General features: G+C 38.2%; 17 protein-coding genes and 1 pseudogene. 11 read left to right on the forward strand and 7 right to left on the reverse strand.

Translation table 11 applies throughout. The features are described 5' to 3' along the window. The first annotated feature begins 286 nt into the window (after window positions 1-286). The 5 genes from pstA to F6K06_RS04115 all read left to right on the forward strand — a co-directional run bounded on the left by pstA (window position 287) and on the right by F6K06_RS04115 (window position 7,822). Entirely contained in the window at window positions 287-1,231 is a 945-nt protein-coding gene (gene pstA / locus F6K06_RS04095; RefSeq protein WP_287241457.1) for a phosphate ABC transporter permease PstA, read from the forward strand. Continuing rightward, complete coding sequence (gene pstB / locus F6K06_RS04100; RefSeq protein WP_287241459.1) at window positions 1,225-2,019, forward strand: phosphate ABC transporter ATP-binding protein PstB; 795 nt, start codon at window positions 1,225-1,227, stop codon at window positions 2,017-2,019. Before pstA ends, pstB begins: the two co-directional genes overlap by 7 nt. 217 nt (window positions 2,020-2,236) lie before the next feature. Continuing rightward, window positions 2,237-6,862 (forward strand): caspase family protein, encoded by a 4,626-nt coding sequence (locus F6K06_RS04105; RefSeq protein ID WP_287241460.1) that lies wholly within the window; start codon window positions 2,237-2,239, stop codon window positions 6,860-6,862. A gap of 304 nt (window positions 6,863-7,166) precedes the next feature. Beyond that, complete coding sequence (locus tag F6K06_RS04110; protein WP_124146212.1) at window positions 7,167-7,424, forward strand: hypothetical protein; 258 nt, start codon at window positions 7,167-7,169, stop codon at window positions 7,422-7,424. Then, window positions 7,421-7,822 (forward strand): type II toxin-antitoxin system VapC family toxin, encoded by a 402-nt coding sequence (locus F6K06_RS04115; protein ID WP_124146213.1) that lies wholly within the window; start codon window positions 7,421-7,423, stop codon window positions 7,820-7,822. Before F6K06_RS04110 ends, F6K06_RS04115 begins: the two co-directional genes overlap by 4 nt. Before the next feature lie 58 nt (window positions 7,823-7,880). Here the strand turns inward: F6K06_RS04115 and F6K06_RS04120 are convergent, their stop codons facing one another. After that, on the reverse strand, window positions 7,881-8,768 hold the full coding sequence (locus F6K06_RS04120; protein WP_124146214.1) for an Rpn family recombination-promoting nuclease/putative transposase: 888 nt from the start codon (window positions 8,766-8,768) through the stop codon (window positions 7,881-7,883). Between the two features lie 312 nt (window positions 8,769-9,080). Further along, window positions 9,081-9,665, reverse strand: a complete 585-nt coding sequence (locus F6K06_RS04125) for a Uma2 family endonuclease (protein WP_124146215.1) — start codon at window positions 9,663-9,665, stop codon at window positions 9,081-9,083. Window positions 9,666-10,058: 393 nt separating this feature from the next. Here F6K06_RS04125 and F6K06_RS04130 point away from each other — a divergent pair, with 393 nt between their 5' ends. From F6K06_RS04130 to F6K06_RS04150, 5 genes and pseudogenes are all read left to right on the forward strand, one after another. After that, a complete protein-coding gene (locus tag F6K06_RS04130) occupies window positions 10,059-10,421 on the forward strand; it encodes a hypothetical protein (protein WP_124146216.1) in 363 nt (120 codons plus the stop codon). A gap of 222 nt (window positions 10,422-10,643) precedes the next feature. Beyond that, entirely contained in the window at window positions 10,644-10,952 is a 309-nt protein-coding gene (locus F6K06_RS04135; RefSeq protein WP_124146217.1) for a hypothetical protein, read from the forward strand. Beyond that, window positions 10,942-11,393 (forward strand): annotated as a pseudogene (locus tag F6K06_RS04140) (DUF1822 family protein); the annotation flags it as partial. The gene F6K06_RS04135 and the pseudogene F6K06_RS04140, both read left to right, overlap by 11 nt. A gap of 72 nt (window positions 11,394-11,465) precedes the next feature. Further along, window positions 11,466-11,894 carry a DUF1822 family protein gene (locus F6K06_RS04145; protein ID WP_338043218.1) on the forward strand — a complete coding sequence of 143 codons (429 nt, stop codon included), beginning with the start codon at window positions 11,466-11,468 and terminating at the stop codon, window positions 11,892-11,894. Between the two features lie 412 nt (window positions 11,895-12,306). Next, window positions 12,307-12,843 (forward strand): hypothetical protein, encoded by a 537-nt coding sequence (locus F6K06_RS04150; protein ID WP_124146220.1) that lies wholly within the window; start codon window positions 12,307-12,309, stop codon window positions 12,841-12,843. A 56-nt stretch (window positions 12,844-12,899) separates the two neighbouring features. Here the strand turns inward: F6K06_RS04150 and F6K06_RS04155 are convergent, their stop codons facing one another. From F6K06_RS04155 to F6K06_RS04175, 5 genes are all read right to left on the reverse strand, one after another. After that, window positions 12,900-13,808: a DUF1350 family protein gene (locus tag F6K06_RS04155; RefSeq protein WP_287241465.1), complete on the reverse strand. Its 909-nt coding sequence runs from the start codon at window positions 13,806-13,808 to the stop codon at window positions 12,900-12,902. Window positions 13,809-14,300: 492 nt separating this feature from the next. Then, window positions 14,301-15,239 (reverse strand): RimK family alpha-L-glutamate ligase, encoded by a 939-nt coding sequence (locus F6K06_RS04160; protein ID WP_124146222.1) that lies wholly within the window; start codon window positions 15,237-15,239, stop codon window positions 14,301-14,303. Window positions 15,240-15,489: 250 nt separating this feature from the next. Continuing rightward, window positions 15,490-16,239 carry a hypothetical protein gene (locus tag F6K06_RS04165; protein ID WP_192901161.1) on the reverse strand — a complete coding sequence of 250 codons (750 nt, stop codon included), beginning with the start codon at window positions 16,237-16,239 and terminating at the stop codon, window positions 15,490-15,492. A 14-nt stretch (window positions 16,240-16,253) separates the two neighbouring features. Beyond that, complete coding sequence (locus F6K06_RS04170) at window positions 16,254-16,844, reverse strand: hypothetical protein (RefSeq protein WP_124146223.1); 591 nt, start codon at window positions 16,842-16,844, stop codon at window positions 16,254-16,256. 137 nt (window positions 16,845-16,981) lie between these two features. Further along, complete coding sequence (locus F6K06_RS04175) at window positions 16,982-17,224, reverse strand: hypothetical protein (protein WP_124146224.1); 243 nt, start codon at window positions 17,222-17,224, stop codon at window positions 16,982-16,984. Between the two features lie 810 nt (window positions 17,225-18,034). Between F6K06_RS04175 and F6K06_RS04180 the strand changes: the two genes are divergently transcribed. Then, window positions 18,035-19,543, forward strand: a complete 1,509-nt coding sequence (locus tag F6K06_RS04180; RefSeq protein WP_124146228.1) for a UbiD family decarboxylase — start codon at window positions 18,035-18,037, stop codon at window positions 19,541-19,543. The last annotated feature ends 56 nt before the right edge of the window (window positions 19,544-19,599 follow it).

Raw genomic sequence — 19,599 nt, forward strand, 5'->3', positions numbered from 1 at the left:
TGATGCTTTTAAATTTGTTATTGGTACTAGGTAACAGATACAGTCTTTCTCAAGTTATTGAGGTAAAGTTGTTTTCTTGTTTTCTATTTCCTGTTTACCGAATTACTACTCCCTAATCTCTAAAACCAAGGAATGTGCATAACTCAAGCTTTTTGGAAATTGCTATAATACCAGCTTTATCTAGTTTCGCTACAGCTATAGTTAGTTGAAGTGAGTGACAGTAGTCAGTAGTAAAGAAGCAAATATTTTTGGCAATAGATCGATAAATTAGAGGAACTTGATATAGATGTCAAATCAAGATTTTACCAAGAAATATTTACCTTTCAATCATCTTCAAAGTAATCTTAATAAACGAAATTTGGTTAATAGTATTTTTGCCATAATTGGTTTGTTAGTAATTACGGGTTCAATATTAATATTAGCTGCTTTAATAATTAAAATGATGATTGATGGGTTGCCACGTCTAAATTGGAATTTATTATTTTCTTTTCCTAGTAGAAAACCGGAAGAAGCAGGAATTTTATCAGCTTGGGTAGGCACTTGTTTAGTGATGTTAGTAACTACATTAGTAGCAATACCTTTAGGAGTTGCCTCTGGTATTTATCTAGAAGAATATGCTCGGAAAAATTGGATAGCCGATCTAATAGAAATTAATGTGACAAATCTTGCAGGTATACCTTCAATTATTTATGGTTTATTAGCATTAGGATTTTTTGTTTATAAGTTAAACTTAGGAGAAAGTATTCTCACCGCAGGCTTAACTTTAGCCTTATTAATTTTACCGATAGTTATTGTCACTACTCGTGAAGCTCTCCGTTCCATTCCGACTAATTTACGAGAAGCTGCTTATGCTCTTGGAGCAAGTAAATGGCAAATGATTTGGGACCATCTTTTACCTTACTCTTTTGGTACTATTCTTACTGGTATAATTATTGGTTTATCACGGGCAATAGGAGAAACAGCTCCAGTTATTACTATTGGTGCATTGACATTTATTGCTTTTTTACCAGAATCTCCGGTGAAAAGTGAATTTCCGTTTATTTCTTTTTCCTGGCTCCAAGCTCCATTTACATTAATGCCAATTCAGATGTTTAACTGGGTTTCTCGCCCACAAAAAGCATTTGAAATAAATGCAGCAGCAGCAGGTACTATATTAACTATTATGACTTTGACAATCAATACTCTAGCTATTTATTTACGTTATCTAACTCGTAAAGGTATCAAATGGTAAATTTTGATAGAAAAGAACAAGAATTAATTACTATAAAGCCCAAAGCAGAAGTCAAAAAACTGAATTTTTATTATGGTTCATCCCAGATTTTAAAAAATATTAATTTGCTTGTACCAGAAAAACAAATTACTGCATTAATCGGACCTTCAGGGTGTGGAAAAACTACTTTATTACGTTGCTTTAATCGGATGCACGATTTGTATTCTGGAAATTACTATGAAGGGGAAATATGGCTAGATTCTCTGAATATTTTGGCTAAAAATATTGACCCAATAGAAGTACGAATGCGCATTAGCATGGTATTTCAAACACCCAATCCGTTTCCCAAATCAATTTATGAAAATGTAGCTTATGGTTTGCGCGTGCGTGGTGAAAAAAAACGGAGTTTAATTGATGAAAAAGTAGAGCAAGCTCTTCGAGGAGCAGCTTTGTGGAATGAGGTGAAAGATAGGTTAAAAGAAGTAGCTTTTAATTTGTCTGGAGGTCAACAACAACGTTTATGTATAGCTCGTGCTTTAGTAGGAGAACCTGAGATGATTTTATTGGATGAACCTACTTCTGCTCTTGACCCAATTGCTACTGCTAAAATTGAAGAGTTGATGAGTCAATTAAAAGAAAAGATAACTATTTTAATTGTGACTCATAGTATGCAGCAAGCTGCAAGATTATCTGATTATACGGCGTTTATATATTTAGGAGAATTGATAGAATTTAGTGAAACTAAAGATTTATTTGCTGACCCTAAAAATCAGAAAACAGAGGATTATTTGCATGGCAGAATTGGTTAATTGAAGAAGGAAGAAGGAAGAAGGAAGAGGGAAGAAGGAAGAGGGAAGAAGGAAGGTAAATATTCAGCTCTCAGCAAAGTTTGAATAACTTTTCCTATTGTCATCGTATATATTGTATAGGTTAAGGTCAGGGGGTTGAGTCTGCGGAGTGGCCACTGAAAAGATTCCCAGATTCTTTGCCTTTCTGTACTTCTGCCTTCTTCCAGGAGAATAATATATGCCTAGATCGGCTGGTAATTCTAATGTAGAAAAACTTCAAACTGGTGAAGCTAAACTTTTAATTCTCTTAGTGGGAATTAATCAATATGATGATGCCAGAATAAAGAACTTAAATTATTGTGTTAATGATTGTCAGGAATTAAAGGCTGCATTAGAATTAGCTACAAAATTATTCACCAATAAAACTATTATTATCCATCACGATAATACTCCTGAATATCCTCATCTTGACGTGGTGAAAAATAGCTTAGAAAAGTTAGTCTCTCAAGCTACTAAAGAAGATACTATTTTAATTTATTTTTCCGGTCATGGTTTTTTAGACAAACAAACTCAACAACCAATATTATGTCTGAAAAATACTCAAACTAATAATTTAACTACAACAGGTTTGCCAGTATCAGAAATTTTGCAAAAGTTGGCAGAAAGTGGTGCTAAATATCAATTGATTTTTATTGATGCTTGTCATAGTGGTGGCACAAGTATTAATTTTCAGCATTTGTCTGAAAGCAAGAAATTATCTGAATCTGAAACATCTAGTATTGCTCCACAATTAATTGAATTATTTTGGCAAAGGGCTGCTAAAAGTCAAGGTTTTTATGCGCTTTTGTCTTGCGATAAGTACGAACAATCTGAAGAATGGAAAAATTTAAAACATGGATTATTTACTTATTATTTGATTCAAGGTTTTTTGGGTCAGGCTGCGGATAAGTCAGGAGTAATTGAGGCGGATAGTTTATATAAATATGTCTATCATCGCACTTTGGAATATATTGATAAAACTAATCAGCAAATTCGTTTGACTAATCAACAAAAAGCTAATCGTGGTGAATCAAATATTCAGTCAGAATCTCCTGGGCAAACTCCTCTAAGAATTGTGGAGGGAGCGGGGGAGTTTGTGTTAGGAATTGTGCCGATTAATAGTAATGAAAATAGTCGGCGACAAGCTGTAATTATTAATGGTTTGGTAGGATGTGAAGAGACTGTTTCTTTATCAGGTGTTTTGCACAGTCGGGGTGAATTTAATGTAGGATATTGGGCGCAACCTAACCGCTCTTGGCAAGATGTAAAAGCTGGAATATTGAAATGTTTAAATATCGATCCTCCCCACCCTTCCCACTCTACCCCCTCTCCCCACTCTCCCCACTCTCCCCCCTCTACCCCCTCTACCCCCTCTTCCCACTCTACCCCCTCTCCCCACCCTCCCCATACCCAATTAGAAACAGCATTTTTGCACATCCGCGGTGAGGTTGAAAGTGTCATTAATGATGATAATGAGCATGAGCATTATCTGGTTTTGGGAGATGGGGTGCGTATTAGTTGTTTTTGGTTGCAGAGAAAGTTATGGAATTCTCAGGTGCGCCAACAAGCGATCATTCTTGATTTTCCCAATGCTGAAAATCATGTGCTGACTCAATGGGTGGAATATTTGCATCAAGAAAAGAATAAGTCTCAATGTATTATTGCTTCCTCGTCGTTACAGTTTTCTCAGGAATTGGTGAAAATATTCGGAAATGCTCGACATGGTTTGACTGTTGCGGGGTTGGTTATTGAGTTGCAGCAACGGTTGCCTATTACAACTTATTTGTCTGGAAATGCTATCGATATTTTGCTTCCTGGGGAGGCAACTAATACAATTTTTGATGCTAATATCTGCCCTAATAAAGGTTTAGAGGCGTTTCGTCAACAGGATGCGGAGTTCTTTTTTGGTAGGCAAAAGCTGATACAGGAGATTTTGGCAAGGTTGCGGGATAGTTCGTTTTTGGCAGTGGTAGGTGCTTCGGGTAGTGGGAAGTCTTCGGTGGTGCAAGCTGGTATTTTGCCAAAACTGGCGGCAGGAAAGCAACCTCCTGGTAAATGTTGGTGTGGTTATTTTCGCCCTGGTGCAACCCCGATAAATGCTTTAGCTCGGGTATTGGCGACTGATGGGAAAGTTGATGAAATGGAGGGTTCGTTGCATTTGGGTGTGGAATGGTTGGTATTGTGGTTGCGTCGTCGCGTGGAACCGATGGTGGTTTTGGTGGTGGATCAGTTTGAGGAATTATTTACTTTGACTGCTGAAAACGAACGTTCGGAATTTCTGAATTTGCTGTTGGGTGCTTTGCGGGAAACGTCCGATAAGTTGAAGTTAATAATAACGTTGCGGGATGATTTTATTGGTAATTGTTTGGAGGTATCTGAGTTGCAGGTTTTGGTGCAGCAGAATTTGATGTTGGTGTCGCCGAATTTGCAGGAGCAGGAATATCGAGACGCTATTGTTAAACCTGCTGAGAAAGTGGGGTTAAAGGTAGAGTCTGGTTTGGTGGATGTGTTGTTGGATGGAGTGCAGGAGGAATTGGGAGGTTTGCCTTTGTTGCAGTTTGTGTTGCGGGAGTTGTGGGAAAAGCGCCGGGATGGAATGTTGAGTTTGCAGGTTTATCAGGAGGAAATTGGTGGTTTTAAGGAGGTGTTGGAAAATAAAGCGGAGGATGTGAGGCGGGGTTTGCATCGAGAGGAGGAGAGTTGCGCTCAGTTTATTTTTCTGGAGTTGGTGCAGTTGGGAGAAGAGGGGAAGGATACTCGCCGTCGGGTGTTGAAGTCGGAGTTGTTGGGTAAGAAGTATGGGAAGGAGGTGATGGAGTCTGTGTTGAAAAAGTTGAGTGATGCGCGGTTAATTGTTGTTGGTGGTTTATCCCCCCTAACCCCCCTTAGTAAGGGGGGGACTCATCAGGAGGAAAAAGTTTCCCTTGGTAAGGGAAAAAGTTTGGAAGAGTATGGTGATGTTGCTAAGTATGGGGATGTATCTCCCCTAGTCCTCCTTAGTAAGGGGGGAACTAATGAAGAGGAAACTAACAAAAAAGCCCCCCTTGGAAAGGGGGGTTTGGGGGGATTAAAAATCACTATCTCACAGGAAAGTTTACCCGATGCAACAACACCCCACTCCACACTAGAAGATAACAACAAAAAAGCCCCCCTTCCCAAGGAGGGTTTGGGGGGATCAGAAATTACTGTGGAAGTTGCTCACGAAATCTTAATCTGTCATTGGTCAACTTTACGTTGGTGGTTGGATGAAAATAGAAGTCGCCTACAACAGCAACGACAGATGGAGCAGGATGCTAAAAAGTGGGTACAACATGGGCGAGTAGATGATTTTTTGCTGCGGGGTGTGGCATTGCAGAATGCGGAGGAACTTTATATTAAATATGGTGATGAGTTGTCTGAGTTGACTCAAGAATTTATTGAGGCGGGGATGGCGTTGCGTCAACGACAGGAAGAGGAGAAACGACTGGGTAAGCGAAGGACGATATTGGGGTTAGTGAGTGGTTTGGCGATCGTGTCATTATTGGCGGTTGGGGCGGTTTGGCAGTGGCGTCGGGCTGTTGTTGGGGAGATGAATGCTGTACTTAAAGGGGAAATTGCAACTTTAGAATATTTGGGAGCTACGAGTTTAGGGAGGCAATTGGATGTTATTGCCTTGGGGAAAAAATTAAAAGCTGGTTGGGTTAGTCTGGAAAATAGGGTGCGCGGTATAGTGTTGCTGCAACAGACCTTTGATTTTGAGAAGTGGAAAGAATTTAAGACTTTATTAGATCCTAGTTTAATCTACCACGTCAGTTTCAGCCCCGATGGCAAGTTACTGGCTTCTGCTGGCTATTACGGCATCGTGCGTGTATGGCAAGTAGATGGTACTCCTGTTGCTGTTTTAGAGGGGCATAAAGATTCAGTCAGACACGTCAGTTTCAGCCCTGATGGCAAATTACTCGCTTCTGCCAGCGAAGACCGCACTGTGCGTGTATGGCAAGTAGATGGCACTCCTGTTGCTACTTTAGATGGACATAAAGGTATGGTCAATCACCTCAGTTTCAGCCCCGATGGCAAGTTACTGGCTTCTGCAAGCGATGATGGCACAGTGCGTCTGTGGCTTCCAGATGGCACTCCTGTTGCTACTTTAGATGGGCATGAATACTCAATCATACACGTCAGTTTCAGTTCCGATGGCAAGTTGCTCGCTTCTGCAAGCGATGACGGTACGGTGCGTTTGTGGCAAGCTGATGGCACTGTTGTTGCTACTTTAGAAGGGCATAAAATTTTGGTCTACCACGTCAGTTTCAGCCCTGATGGCAAGTTACTGGCTTCTGCTAGCGGTGATAGCACAGTGCGTCTGTGGCTTCCAGATGGCACTGCTGTTGCTACTTTAGAGGGGCATAAAATTTTGGTCTACCACGTCAGTTTCAGCCCCGATGGCAAACTGCTGGCTTCTGCAAGCGGTGATAGCACAGTGCGTTTGTGGCTTCCAGATGGCACTGCTGTTGCTACTTTAGAGGGGCATAAAGATTGGGTCAATCACCTCTTCAGCCCCGATGGCAAACTGCTGGCTTCTGCAAGCGGTGATGGCACAGTGCGTCTGTGGCTTCCAGATGGCACTGCTGTTGCTACTTTAGAGGGGCATAAAGATTGGGTCAATCACCTCAGTTTCAGCCCCGATGGCAAACTGCTGGCTTCTGCTAGCCATGATGGCACCGTGCGCCTATGGAATTTAAACCTCGACTCCCTCCTCAAAGAAGGCTGCGACTGGGTGGGCGATTATTTGAGGAATAATCCCAATGTCAGCGAAGAAGATAAACGTTTGTGTGAGGGAATTGAGTAGAAGTCAGAAGTTTGAAGTCAGAAGTCAGAAGTTAGAAACCAAACAAAAAAATTGTAGGGGCGGGTTTAGCCGAAAGCTTTGTCAATTAGCAGTTTAGTCATGTAAACCTGCCCCCACCATTGATTTAATTCATAAACATGGGGGCGGGTTCATTTGATTTAATGGTTGCTATTGTTAATTTGAACTGGAACCCGCCCCTACAGTTGCTATATGTCGGTAGTAAAATTGAGCGATCGCCTCCAAATTGACAAAACTCAAAATTTGTGTTAGAAAATCATCAACCAAAACCTCACACTCAAAAAAAATGGAACCACAAACCATAAACTTACCCGAACCTCTAGCAAGTGCATTATTATCCTATATGCGCGATCGCCAAGACTCCCCCACACCCAATATAGTTATACAAGCAGCAGTAGAAGAATTTCTAACTCAACGTGGTTATTTATCCCCACCCAAAAAACATCTACAAATAACGCCAGCATCAAAAGGCAGTGGATACCACAAGACATCAATTAACCACGACTCAGTTATTGCCAACCTTCCCACTCAACAACAACCATGAGAGCTGTTATTGCCGACACTGGCCCCCTTTATGCTGCGATCGATCCAGATGACCAATATCATCAACAGGCCCAAGCAGACTTAAACCAACTCCAACAAGAAAACTTAGGAGTTATTGTTACTTATCCGACTCTTTTAGAAGCCTATACTTTAGTTTTGTATCGTCTAGGAAATGAAACTGCCAGAGCATTTTTGCAGCAAATTTTTGCCGGAGTTGAATTAATTAATCCCACAGTTGATGACTACTTAGCAGCAACAAAATTAGTTGAAAATTTTCCCGATCAACGAATTACTTTATTTGATGGTTTAACAGCAATTATTTCTAATCGTCTGAGTTTACCAGTATGGAGTTATGACTATCATTTTGATGTAATGTTAGTATCTGTTTGGCGCTACTAATTGAGCGATCGCTCCTAAAGCCATTTAGGGACATTCCATAGAACGTCCCTACTGTGGTCTATGATCTATCCTGCAACCAATTCAACAAATCTTCCAAACTATTGAAGTCTAAAAAATCTTCTCCTAAATCATCCAAATTTTCAACAGATAAATCCTCAATTTGACTAATTATTGCCTCTGGAATTTCTCCAAAACGCTTTTTAAGTTGACGCATTATTAATTGCAATCTACCTTGTTGTTCGGCATAAGTTATCCGTCCTCTCTCATCTTGCATTGCTATTCCTCGGCGCTCAACTATATCTAATTCTTCCGCTGTCATGTTAATTTTATTAGCAATATTTAAAGCCTTTCCTATTTCCGAAACTTCTCCTAAATTCTCTGGAATACTATCCAAATGAGTAGCCTCTTTCAGAAAATAAATCCACTTATCACTCAAACTATTTAACTCAGACAAAGCTTTCTGAAATTTCGGCAATTCTACAAAAATTAGCTGCAATTGGTCTGCCAGACATTCAAACTTTTTAGTCTTCTCCTGAAAGACAAATTGATTAATCACATCCTCAGTATTTGGGAATAGGATAAAATCTGTAATTGTTACCGCTATAGCTGGATTAAGTAGAAGATAATCTTCTCCTGTTTCTAATTGATTTGCATAAGCTTTAGCTAGGTTATAAGCTACTCGTTTATTAAAACCAGCCATTCTAGCAACCTGCATTTCAATCACTACAATAGAACCATCTACTAAAACAGCTTTAACATCTAAATATGTATCTTTTAAACTGAGCAATTGACCAGGATTAAAAGGATTAACAATTGTCAAAGACTGAATAATTTTTTCTCCCCCATAAATAATCGCATTGAGAAAACTGATTAAGATATCTTGACTTTGTTGGGAACCGAATATTTTTTTAAAAGCATAATCGATCTTAGGACTAACAAATTTCATAGTATTTTTTCTCCCTTTAACAATCAGGAATTATAGTAAATATTTTAGCAACTCTACTTACAAGAGGTGTAGGCTGGGTTTCGGCTGTCGCCGACATGAAAAGCGACAGCGCAACCCAACAACTATAAATTTGTGTTGGGTTTCCTTAAGGTCAACCCAACCTACGCCTGACTCCTCTGAATATGAATAACTTTTTCCAGAGATATCGAATAACAAATTTCATAGTAGTTTTTATCCTTTTCAAGCCAGAAATTATAGTAAATATTCTAGCAACGATACTGAACTTTTTTTCTAGATATAAATGAATCTTTTCTAAAGATTGGGAACAATTGTATTACTAATTCCTGCTTTTTTAAATACTTGTTCAGCAGTTAACTCCAATCCTCCAAATAAAGAATCTATCAGTAGAGTATCTCCCATATAAGTTTGTGGCGGTGCATCTGGATAAAAAACTGTAATACTCTGAGCTTTACTATCAATAACCCATACTCTTAATACACCTGCATCTAAATAATCTTTAGCTTTAGCATTAAGTTGACCATAAGTTTGACCGGGAGAAATAATTTCTATTACTAAATCTGGCGGTACAGAACAAGCAACATCTTCTTCCCAATCTTCAGGAAAACGTTCGGCAGCAAGATATAATAATTCTGGAACAGGCATCCAATCTTTTCCTTTTCTGATTAATTTAACTGCCAATTCTGGGTAGACTTCTCCCTTACCTTGACACCATTCATCAATTAAATAAAGTAATGCACGAGTCAGTTTAGAATGAAATTTTTTTGGCGACATTTTTGCTACTGCTATTCCATCAATAAATTCATAAGTAATATCTCCCTCTCCTGGTGGAAGTTCGATAAATTCTTGTAATGTGAGTTGATTTTTTACCTGTACCATTTTTCACCTCTAATACGAAATTAAAAAAAGCTCGTTACAGTATTTTTTTCTCCCAATTAATAATTAATAGTAGATTGCATTAGACAGCTACAATTTACAGAAGTTTTTAGGTCAGTGAACCACATAAAAAAAATGATAACCTTGTAGGGACGTTGCATACAACTTTGTGGTCTACTCAATTAATTATTTGGTGTTGGGTTTCGGAGTCCCTCAACCCAACCTACGCTTAACTCCTCTAAATATGAATAATTTTTCCCAAGGATATCGACATTAACTATAGAGACACTCAAACTTGAATATTCCATGAAACTCAAATTATGAATAACTTTTCCAAGAGATATCGAAATTAAATATAGAGACACTCAAACCCTAATATTCTATGAAAATAAAATTATGGACAAAGATGCAAAAGTCAAACAACTATTAATCGACATCAAAAACCAAAGGGGAGACCAAAGAAACCAAACCATTGACAGTTTACTAAATATTACTCCCAAATTGCCAGGAATTTGTCAAGACAAACATCCAGATTATTTACACGCAGTTAATAACACTTTATTCTCTGTAAAACACAATATTGATAAGTTTTTCCAGGAATACAAAAAAAGATGGAGAATTGATCTTATTCAAAATTCACCTCTACTGGTACGACAGCGTTATGTAATGTGGATAAATGGATATTTAAAATATGACATTCTTGACTTATACCGCAAGACGAATCAAGATATTAGTCTCGATACTCCAGTAGGTGAATAGCAAAAATAAAATTGGATAGACTTATTAGCTAATGAAGGATTTAATATTTCTACATCAGATGGTTTTGAGACTTATATTACCCATATACAAAATCATAAAACTCAAAGAAAAGGTCTAATTTTAGAACTTTACATTGAGAACGATCCAGAAGGAAAATTACAGAAATTTCATCCCAAAGGATATCCAGAATGTAACGCCCAAACAATAATTCAGTATTTTTATTTGAGCAATGCAGGTGACAAAGTAACAGTAAAAGAGGACTGGATTATTGTTGATAAGCAAAAAGGAAAATACATCAGAAAAAGCAAAAAAATAACCAATCTTTCTGAACCGGAGAATAAAAATAATTGGACAAGTTTTGCTAAGGAACATGATATTAAATATCAAACTCTCAAAACCTATTGGCGCAGACATGATGAGAGTATATTTGAGGAAATTAATCAGGATATTGAGCAGAATTTCGACAAGTACACCAAACTATTTGCACAAAAAATCCAAGAAATATTAGGAGAAAATGACAATGATAAATAGAACAGAATTACAACCAGTTTTTGTAACTTTAGATGCTGAAACACATCAACAAGCTGCCAGTGTAGCTGCCGAACAATCTAACCCAGAAATTGGCAAACAAACTTATTTTAATATTCTTGCTGTTAAGGCTGTTAATAATTTATTGAAATGGTTAGATTTTTCTACAGATTTACAACAGGTTAAAAGTTTAAATCCAATTCTGAGTGGAGTGTTAAATGCCACAGACTTAGTAGTAGAAAACAAGAGATTTTTTGTATTCCAATTTTGCCTGGAAAAACAGAATTTTCTGTACCTCCCGATGTACCAGACAATATCATTGGTTTTGTAGAGGTGCAGTTCGAGCAAGTTTTGGATAAAGCTAAAGTTTTAGGATATTTCCCTGTAAAAAATGTGGATAATTTACCAGAAACTATTCCTCTGGAAAAACTACAACCTCTAGATAATTTATTTGCAATTTTAGAAGAATTAAAACTGCAAAATGAGTCAGAAGTATTAGAAATAAATGTTTTAGAATTGCTCAAACAAGGAATTAACGAACTAGCTGAACAAATTGGTTGGCTATTACGCAACAAAAAAACAGATTTAGCATTTGACAAGGAAGTAGGCACAAAAGAATTAGAAATTCCCACAGATAATTTTTTATCCAAACAACTCAAAATTGCCGGACAATATTTTATTTTGCGGGTAATTAGTCGAGTGAAAGATGGTGAAATTATCTGGCGATTTGAACTGCAAAATATAGCTGTGGGAGGTTTAATTCCGGCAGGCTTTAAGTTGCGATTATTGACAGAGTATGGAGAAAATTTTGAAAATAATGAAGCTGTATCTACCCATGCTGTAGAAAAGCTATATGTAGATGTAATTTTAGAACCAGGGGAAGGTTTAATCTGGGAAATTGAGCCGATTCCTGATGATTTTAGTAGAGAAATTTTGCGGTTTTAATTTGACATCTCAATAATAGGAAAATCAAATCTTTGTAGTAGGGAAGTTCCATGGAATTTCCCTATTATTTTGAATAAAATTCCATCAACTTTACAGAGTAATAAGTAGAACAACAAATTACAATCAAAAATCTGACTTGAGGATAGTTTTATATATTATTTATCAGGAGAAAAATAGAAATTTTTCTTAGCCTCAATTCACATTAAATATATAAAAGGTTTTGTTTCCAGTAAGTCTTAAATATTCAAGCATAGATGGGAAAAACTTGATTTGAAATGCTTGCTGGAAAACAGCCTATTTTTGAGTATAACTTAAAAAAACTGAATTATAAAATCACCTCAAATCTACAAAATGAGAGTTATTTAGTTCGATAAAAATAGAAACCTAGGACTCACAAAGAAGTTAAAATATCATGGACAATAAAATTATTGGTACTTTTCTGATACTTCTGGGCACCTCAATAATTTTTCCTCAAACAGCTATTCCTATTATGGAAATAATGACACCAATTATCAAACTTGTAGAAGAAATTTATGATAACCCAAATCCTTACCAAGAACCGGAAAGCAAAAACTATAGACAAGAATCTTCAGTTATTAATTCTGTTGAAAAATCTTCATCTTTCAACTTAAGCAAATCCAGCCAAAAACTTCGGTATATAAATGGAAAAAAAGTTACTTCCTTTGGTCAAAACGGACAGTTTGTGGGAAAAGTTGAGAGAATCAGGATTCAGAAAAAACTAATTAGTCAAGATAGTGGAGTAGTTGGAATTATTTGTTGGAATGATGGAATTCAATCTAATGTTTTATTCTTAGAAAATTCCCGAGTTCGGGTGTGGACAAATAGTATTGAATATGGTGGAAAATGGTATTGGGATACAGCAGGTTATTTACGCATCAAAATGGATCAAGGTTCTCAATATATTTTTGATTACCAATTGTTACAATAATGTTAGGGCATCTCAAAAGCTTAAAACTCAGAAAAAGCCAGATTTTTCCTTCTGTATCACCTATTATTATCCAATAAATGTAAAGCTACTTGTTCTAAATATCTGCGCTCAATTGGCTGAATAAATTTATCTAAAGGATTCAAATCAACAATATAGTTGCCTACTTTTATTCCCACTGGTTCTAAATGTTTTCCCTGGATTTCTTGATGTAATAACCCTCTATTTTTTAAGGTATTTATTAACCAAAGTACATCACTTTTATCTTGAATTTCTTTACTTTTTTCTCGATCTGTGATACTCCCTGCAACAGTATCTTTAGAAAAAGAAATCATAGAAATTAACTGAAATAAATCACTATGTTTAATCAAAGATTGGCTTTGTTTTCGATTGGGTTTTGCTCCTAAACCAATTCGGTCTATTAATTTTGCTAAAGCAGGGACAGGTATAGCGCTATTTGTGTCACTAATATCTGGAGCTATTAACAAAGAATGCTGATTTAAAATAGTAGTTATACTAGGATGAATTTGATGGAAAATTCTTTCTACTTTTTCTACCTCGCCAGCATCAGCATATTTTCTGAGTTTGTCTTGCCATCCATTTTCACTCAGGAATTCTAGCAGCACAATATATTTACAGCCTAAACTATGACCAACCCAAAAATATTTTGATTTGTCAGTATAGATATTATTTTTATAACCTAATTTTTCAGCAAGTTCTGGCATAGCTTTTGCTAAAATACTTTGTTCTTTTAATAAACTAATAGCAATAGGCCAATGTTGGAAACTAAAGCGGAAAGGTAAAGCAATAATGCTATATCCTTTAGCATACATTTGACTTAAGAAATAGCGATAAAAAATCGTTGGGAAACTACCAAAAAAAGCTCCGCCGATAAATTGGATAATTCCACGAGGTTGAGGGTGAAGTGCGACCCAACTGAAAGAAAGTGGTGTAAATTTTAAATTCATAGTTTTATAGTAGGGAACAGGGAACAGGGAACAGGGAACAGAGCGTATTTGCGTAGCGCTATAAATAACGACGGAGGAGTCAGAAATCAGGTAGGGGACTGTCGGATAGGCGAAGTACAGGAGGGAAGAAGAGGACTTACGCATAACCACCATCTCTTGGTGCGCGTTCCCTTGCGTCTGACGCCGACGCGGGGTCGCACCGCTATCTAGTAGGGGCGAATGGCAATTTATCCCTACAAATGGCGTATAATTTGATATTTTGCGTAAGTCCTGGAAGAAGAAGGAGGAGGAGAAGAAAGTTTTTTCTGAACGCTATTAACGGACATAACATTACTTATCCTTTCAGCAGCAATGTAGCTATACCAATTCACTTTAAAGATGTCACAAATAGTTTCAAACTTTAAATGTTAAATAACTTCCGTAAATTACTGTAGTATCAAAGTTCTGAGTTGATAAAATCTTTCTTTTGACTTTTAACTTTTAACTTTTGACTTATAACTTGCGTGAAACGGTCTTTCCCGATGCCAATAATCTAGCTATGGCATTACTAATAGGTTGATTTGTTTCTTGCTGATAATATGTAAATCCTGGAGAAGGATTAACCTCAAAACAGTACCACTCACCTTCTGGAGTTTCTCGCAAATCTATGCCAGCTAAAGATAATTCCATTTCTGCCGCCATTACTCTACATTTATTTTCTATATCTTCCGGTAAACGATAACTAAAAATTTCAGGAGCATTGGTAACTCCCGCGTAACGATAATCATCTGCAGCAGAACTAATAGCACAGGCAAATACATCTCCACCCACTACATGAACCCGATAATCCCTACCCGGTATATATTGCTGAAATTGAGTTGGACAAGAAACAACATTATCTAAACGTTCCGCGCGCTCCGGTCGTAACTGAGAAACCTTACTGCGGGTACTACTGACAGATTTGTAAATCACACTGCCATGGTCTTGCCAAAACTCATGCACCGCATTGGGAGTCGTAGTAACTAAAGTGTCAGGGACTTGAAACCCAAACTTACGAATTTGCTGTAATTGATACGGTTTAGAATTATTCGCTGCCATTGCTGAAAAACGATTCAAAACTAAGGCAGAAGTCATCTCTACCCATGACAACAAAGCATTATCTACTGCCGTCGCGTGTTGCCAAGCATAACTCTCAGGTCCTGCTTCCATGATTTCCGGGAGTTTGTAAGAGTCGTGGGGACGCAAATAAACTCCTGTGACTGCATTCAAGTCTATTTTGTCAGTAGGAGTGCAGATTTCCCCTGTAATTTTTTCCCCTACAGAAAGCTTAACTTCGGTTTCAATAATTTCTCGTTGGTTGAGCAGTACATGAGGTATACCTAAATTTTGCAATTCTTTCTGTACTGCTGCTAAGGGTGAATCTCCAGGTAATCCCCACAACAGAATTAACATTTTTTTTCCTCGTTAAAAAAGCGGTCATTTCAGTTATCAGTTATCAGTTATCAGCACCTCTAGCTGTTTGTGCAGCATGACCTAGTGCAATAAGCGTAGGTTTGGTTGACGTAGGTTAGCGCCAGCTTATCCGCTAGGATAAACCCAACCAGAATCAGGATTTGTTGGGTGTCACTTCGTTCTACCCAACCTACATTTTTAGACGTGTCATTCTACTACTAATAGCGTTCATGCGTAAGTCCTAAAAAAGTTAAAAGTAAGACAAAGCAAGGTTTTTCCTCCTGCCTTCTGCCTCCTGCCTTCTGCCTTCTTCTATAAAATACTCCAGAATGGCAGTAGCGATCGCTGGTTGAGAAATATCTGTCCACAAATTAGCATCAATAAATTCTGCATTAGCATCAGCTTGACTAAATTGAACAGTCAATAACTCAACTCCAGCAGCATCAGCAAGAGTTATTGCCTGATTTGCTAAGGTGGGGTCAACTTCACCAATACAACGTTTACCAATAACAGTTACTGTTGCTGAATTTTCTGGAATTACCTCTGGCAAACTTTCCTTCCCTAAAGCAATATGTTGATGCAGAGGACGCACAGACATCCCCACTTGAGCAGCAGCATAAATCCATTGGGGCGATCGCCAATTCGATCCAAGTAGACAAGTTGGTGTCGGTCGGTTGAGCATTGGGCATTTTAGTGTATTTAACCAGGAAACCAAAAATGCTGTCATTTCAGCAGCTACATAAGAGCGATCGTTGGGAACAATATGAAAAAGTTCCTCTGGAAAAACTACAGGGAGGCGAGTTAACACACCTGTTATTTGTGCAACTTCTATAATTTTTCCTCCCACTACCGCCGTAGAATTTTTCGCATTTCCCAGATGGTGTCGCCACCCAACCACTGATAAATCTTCAGGGGTTAGTAGCGTTACACCATCACTTACCGAATGTTCAACAAAAGACCGAGCAGACTTGTCATAGCTATTGGCAATAACAACAAGCACTACTCTACTCCTTTTTATCCGTTGTTAACAGCAGTTTCACCAACAACAGGGCGCTCTTGAGAAGATATGAACGCTTCTTGTGTTGCTAGTTGAAATAGACTACCTCCATTAGGAGTTGGTAGAGCATAAACCAGTTGGTCAAAGTCAGCACGACGAGGTCGATTATTATTGACAAATGTGCCTCGGTGTTCGGGAGTTAGTAGCAAATTAAAATTACCAGCAGGAGCGCGCAAAAAGATTTCCACAAATCCACGAATTTCGACTTCATCTACCTGTGGATCGAGAGTAGTAATATCTGGCTGTAAAATCACTAATCCTGTATCGTGGGCAGCTATTCCTACATCAAGAGTGAATTTACGAGGGTCTGGGGTGGGAATTAAATTGCCAAATACGTTAGCACCTGCTACATCACGAATAGTAATAGTATCAGCTACATTTAAATTAGGTGTTGTCGCTGTAAATTGGAGTCGAAGCCTCAAGTCAGTGTTATTAGGATTAGCAATAGTTAAAAAGTAACCTTGGAGAACTTGACGGTCAGAATTAGGAATATTTCCCGGAGTAGGAGTGATCTTTTTTAAGAGTAGTTCAAAAGTTGAAACTAGCATTATTTATCCTCAACAAAAAGTAGTGTTGGTTATCAAATATGATTGATAACTTTGATTTTTTTTGGTGTTTTTTGTTCACCTGTATCTACCTTAGCCTGATAATTATTAACTGTGTAGGACAAAAACCTAAAAGTGATTTACATTTTTCTATCGGTAAGGCGATCACGTTGCCAACGTGCCAAAATTTCTGCAGCAAGACGACGAATAGGCCGAGATGGTTGCCTTCTTTGTGCTGCCCATTTGTCTACTGTATCTCTAGCCACTCCTAACATTAAAGCTAAGGAATCTCTGGTTAATCCTTCTCTAATATAAAGTAATGTTAAAGGGTCTATTTCTTGAGTTTCTGCTTCTATTCGTGAAATCGCTATAGTTTTGGACATAAAAATTTTTTCCAAATTAGAACTTGTCATTTATACTACTCAGAACTTACTCACAATTTAAGTGTTATTCCCTAACTGCGGTAGAGTATCCTGTAGGGTAAAGTTTAATTGCTGTGTAAGTCCTATTAGTTTTCATATTTTTGAAACTGCCATAGGTATGCAGTAAGATCGTCTTCGGTTGGCCGTTAACGCTCCGCGACATGAAACGCCCGTACAGGAGTAGAAAAAATCGACAGATTTGCCTTTGAAGCTAGAGGTATGTTTTTTTTATAACTAATCACCCGTTAGCGTAGCTCCCCCGGAGGGAGCACATGATATATAGCAATGTGCGCTGGCATATTTATAAATTGTAGGAATTGTCCAATAGACATCTCCAGAAAAGAGGGAACAGGGAACACCGGAACAGGGAACAGGAAGAAAGAATAGATGATTTCTGGATGATAATTGATTTGATTTTTAATTTTCGGAGATGTCTAATAGCGAAAAGTCTTATATTATTCCAACGGAGATGCTGCGCAAACAGATTTTTATTCCCCCTATTGCCTCACAGGAGTGCGCATTCCGCAAGCGAGCTGGCATAGTCGCGGGGTCGCACCGCTGTTGCCTTCCGGAGCTGTTGCCTGCGCGCAGCGCTATAAAATCGCCAATGATTAAATAACAAAGCTTTTGTAGAGCGGGTAGAGGTAAAATTTGGTTGATGGTTGACATACTCTTCAGATTAAAAAAAAATTCCTTTCTACCTACTGATAACTGATAACTTATATGACTCCTGTGATATCATACCGTTGTTTAACAAAAATTAATAAAACTATGGCCCGCGACTTAAGAGGATTCCTGAAAATTTTAGAAGACCGAGGACAACTATACCGAATCAAAGCTTTAGTTGACCCAGACCTAGAAATAGCAGAAATTTGTAACCGAATGCTACAGAAGGGTGGCCCTGCTCTCCTATTTGAAAATGTTAAAGGGTCTGACCACCCCATAGCAATAAATCTCTTGGGTACGGAGGAAAGAGTATGCTGGGCAATGAATATGGAAAAACCCCAGGAGTTAGAAACCTTGGGTAAAAAACTCGGAATGCTGCAACAACCCAAACCACCAAAAAAGATTTCTCAAGCAGTAGAATTTGGTAAAGTCCTATTTGATGTGGTTAAGGCAAAACCAGGACGCGACTTTTTCCCTCCTTGTCAACAAGTCGTCGTTGAGGGAGACGCTCTCGACTTAAACAAAATTCCGATGATTCGCCCCTATCCCGGAGATGCAGGTAAAATTATAACTCTTGGTTTGGTAATTACAAAAGATTGTGAAACAGGTACTCCTAATGTGGGAGTTTATCGGTTGCAGTTACAGTCTCGTAATACCATGAGCGTGCATTGGTTATCAGTCCGTGGTGGAGCGCGACATTTGCGAAAAGCAGCAGAAAATGGTAAGAAACTGGAGATAGCGATCGCTCTGGGAGTAGACCCATTAATTATTATGGCTGCTGCTACTCCAATTCCAGTAGACTTGTCAGAATGGCTATTCGCAGGACTTTACGGTGGTTCTGGGGTAAAGTTAAATAAGTGTAAAACCTTAGATTTGGAAATACCCGCAGATTCAGAATTTGTCCTCGAAGGTACTATTACTCCTGGGGAAATGTTACCTGACGGACCATTTGGCGACCACATGGGTTATTATGGTGGATTGGAAGATTCTCCGGTTGTTAGATTTCACTGCATGACTCACCGCAAAAACCCAATTTATTTAACAACTTTTAGTGGGAGACCGCCGAAAGAAGAAGCAATGATGGCGATCGCTCTTAACCGGATATATACCCCTATTCTCCGACAGCAAGTTTCAGAAATTGTTGATTTTTTCCTCCCCATGGAAGCTCTGAGTTACAAAGCTGCCGTAATTTCTATTAAGAAAGCATATCCAGGTCAGGCACGAAGAGCAGCATTAGCTTTTTGGAGTGCTTTGCCACAGTTTACTTATACAAAGTTTGTCATTGTGGTAGATGAGAGTATTAATATTCGAGATCCGCGTCAAGTAGTCTGGGCAATTAGCTCTAAGGTCGATCCTTCTAGGGATGTGTTTATTTTGCCGAATACGCCTTTTGATAGTTTAGATTTTGCTAGCGAAAAAATTGGTTTGGGTGGTCGTATGGGAATAGATGCAACTACAAAAATCCCTCCTGAAACTGACCATGAGTGGGGTGCAGCTTTGGAGTCTGATGCCGATGTTGCTGCAATGGTTGATAGACGTTGGTCTGAATATGGGTTGAATGATTTGAATTTGGGAGAAGTTGACCCGAATTTATTTGGATATGATATTCAGTAATTCTACTGATTGCTCAATCACAAACTGATTGATGCCTTTAGCTTTTCAAATATCGA

Origin of the sequence: Okeania sp. SIO1H4 (genome assembly GCF_010672695.1) — a bacterium.
In the GTDB taxonomy this organism is placed as follows: domain Bacteria; phylum Cyanobacteriota; class Cyanobacteriia; order Cyanobacteriales; family Microcoleaceae; genus Okeania; species Okeania hirsuta.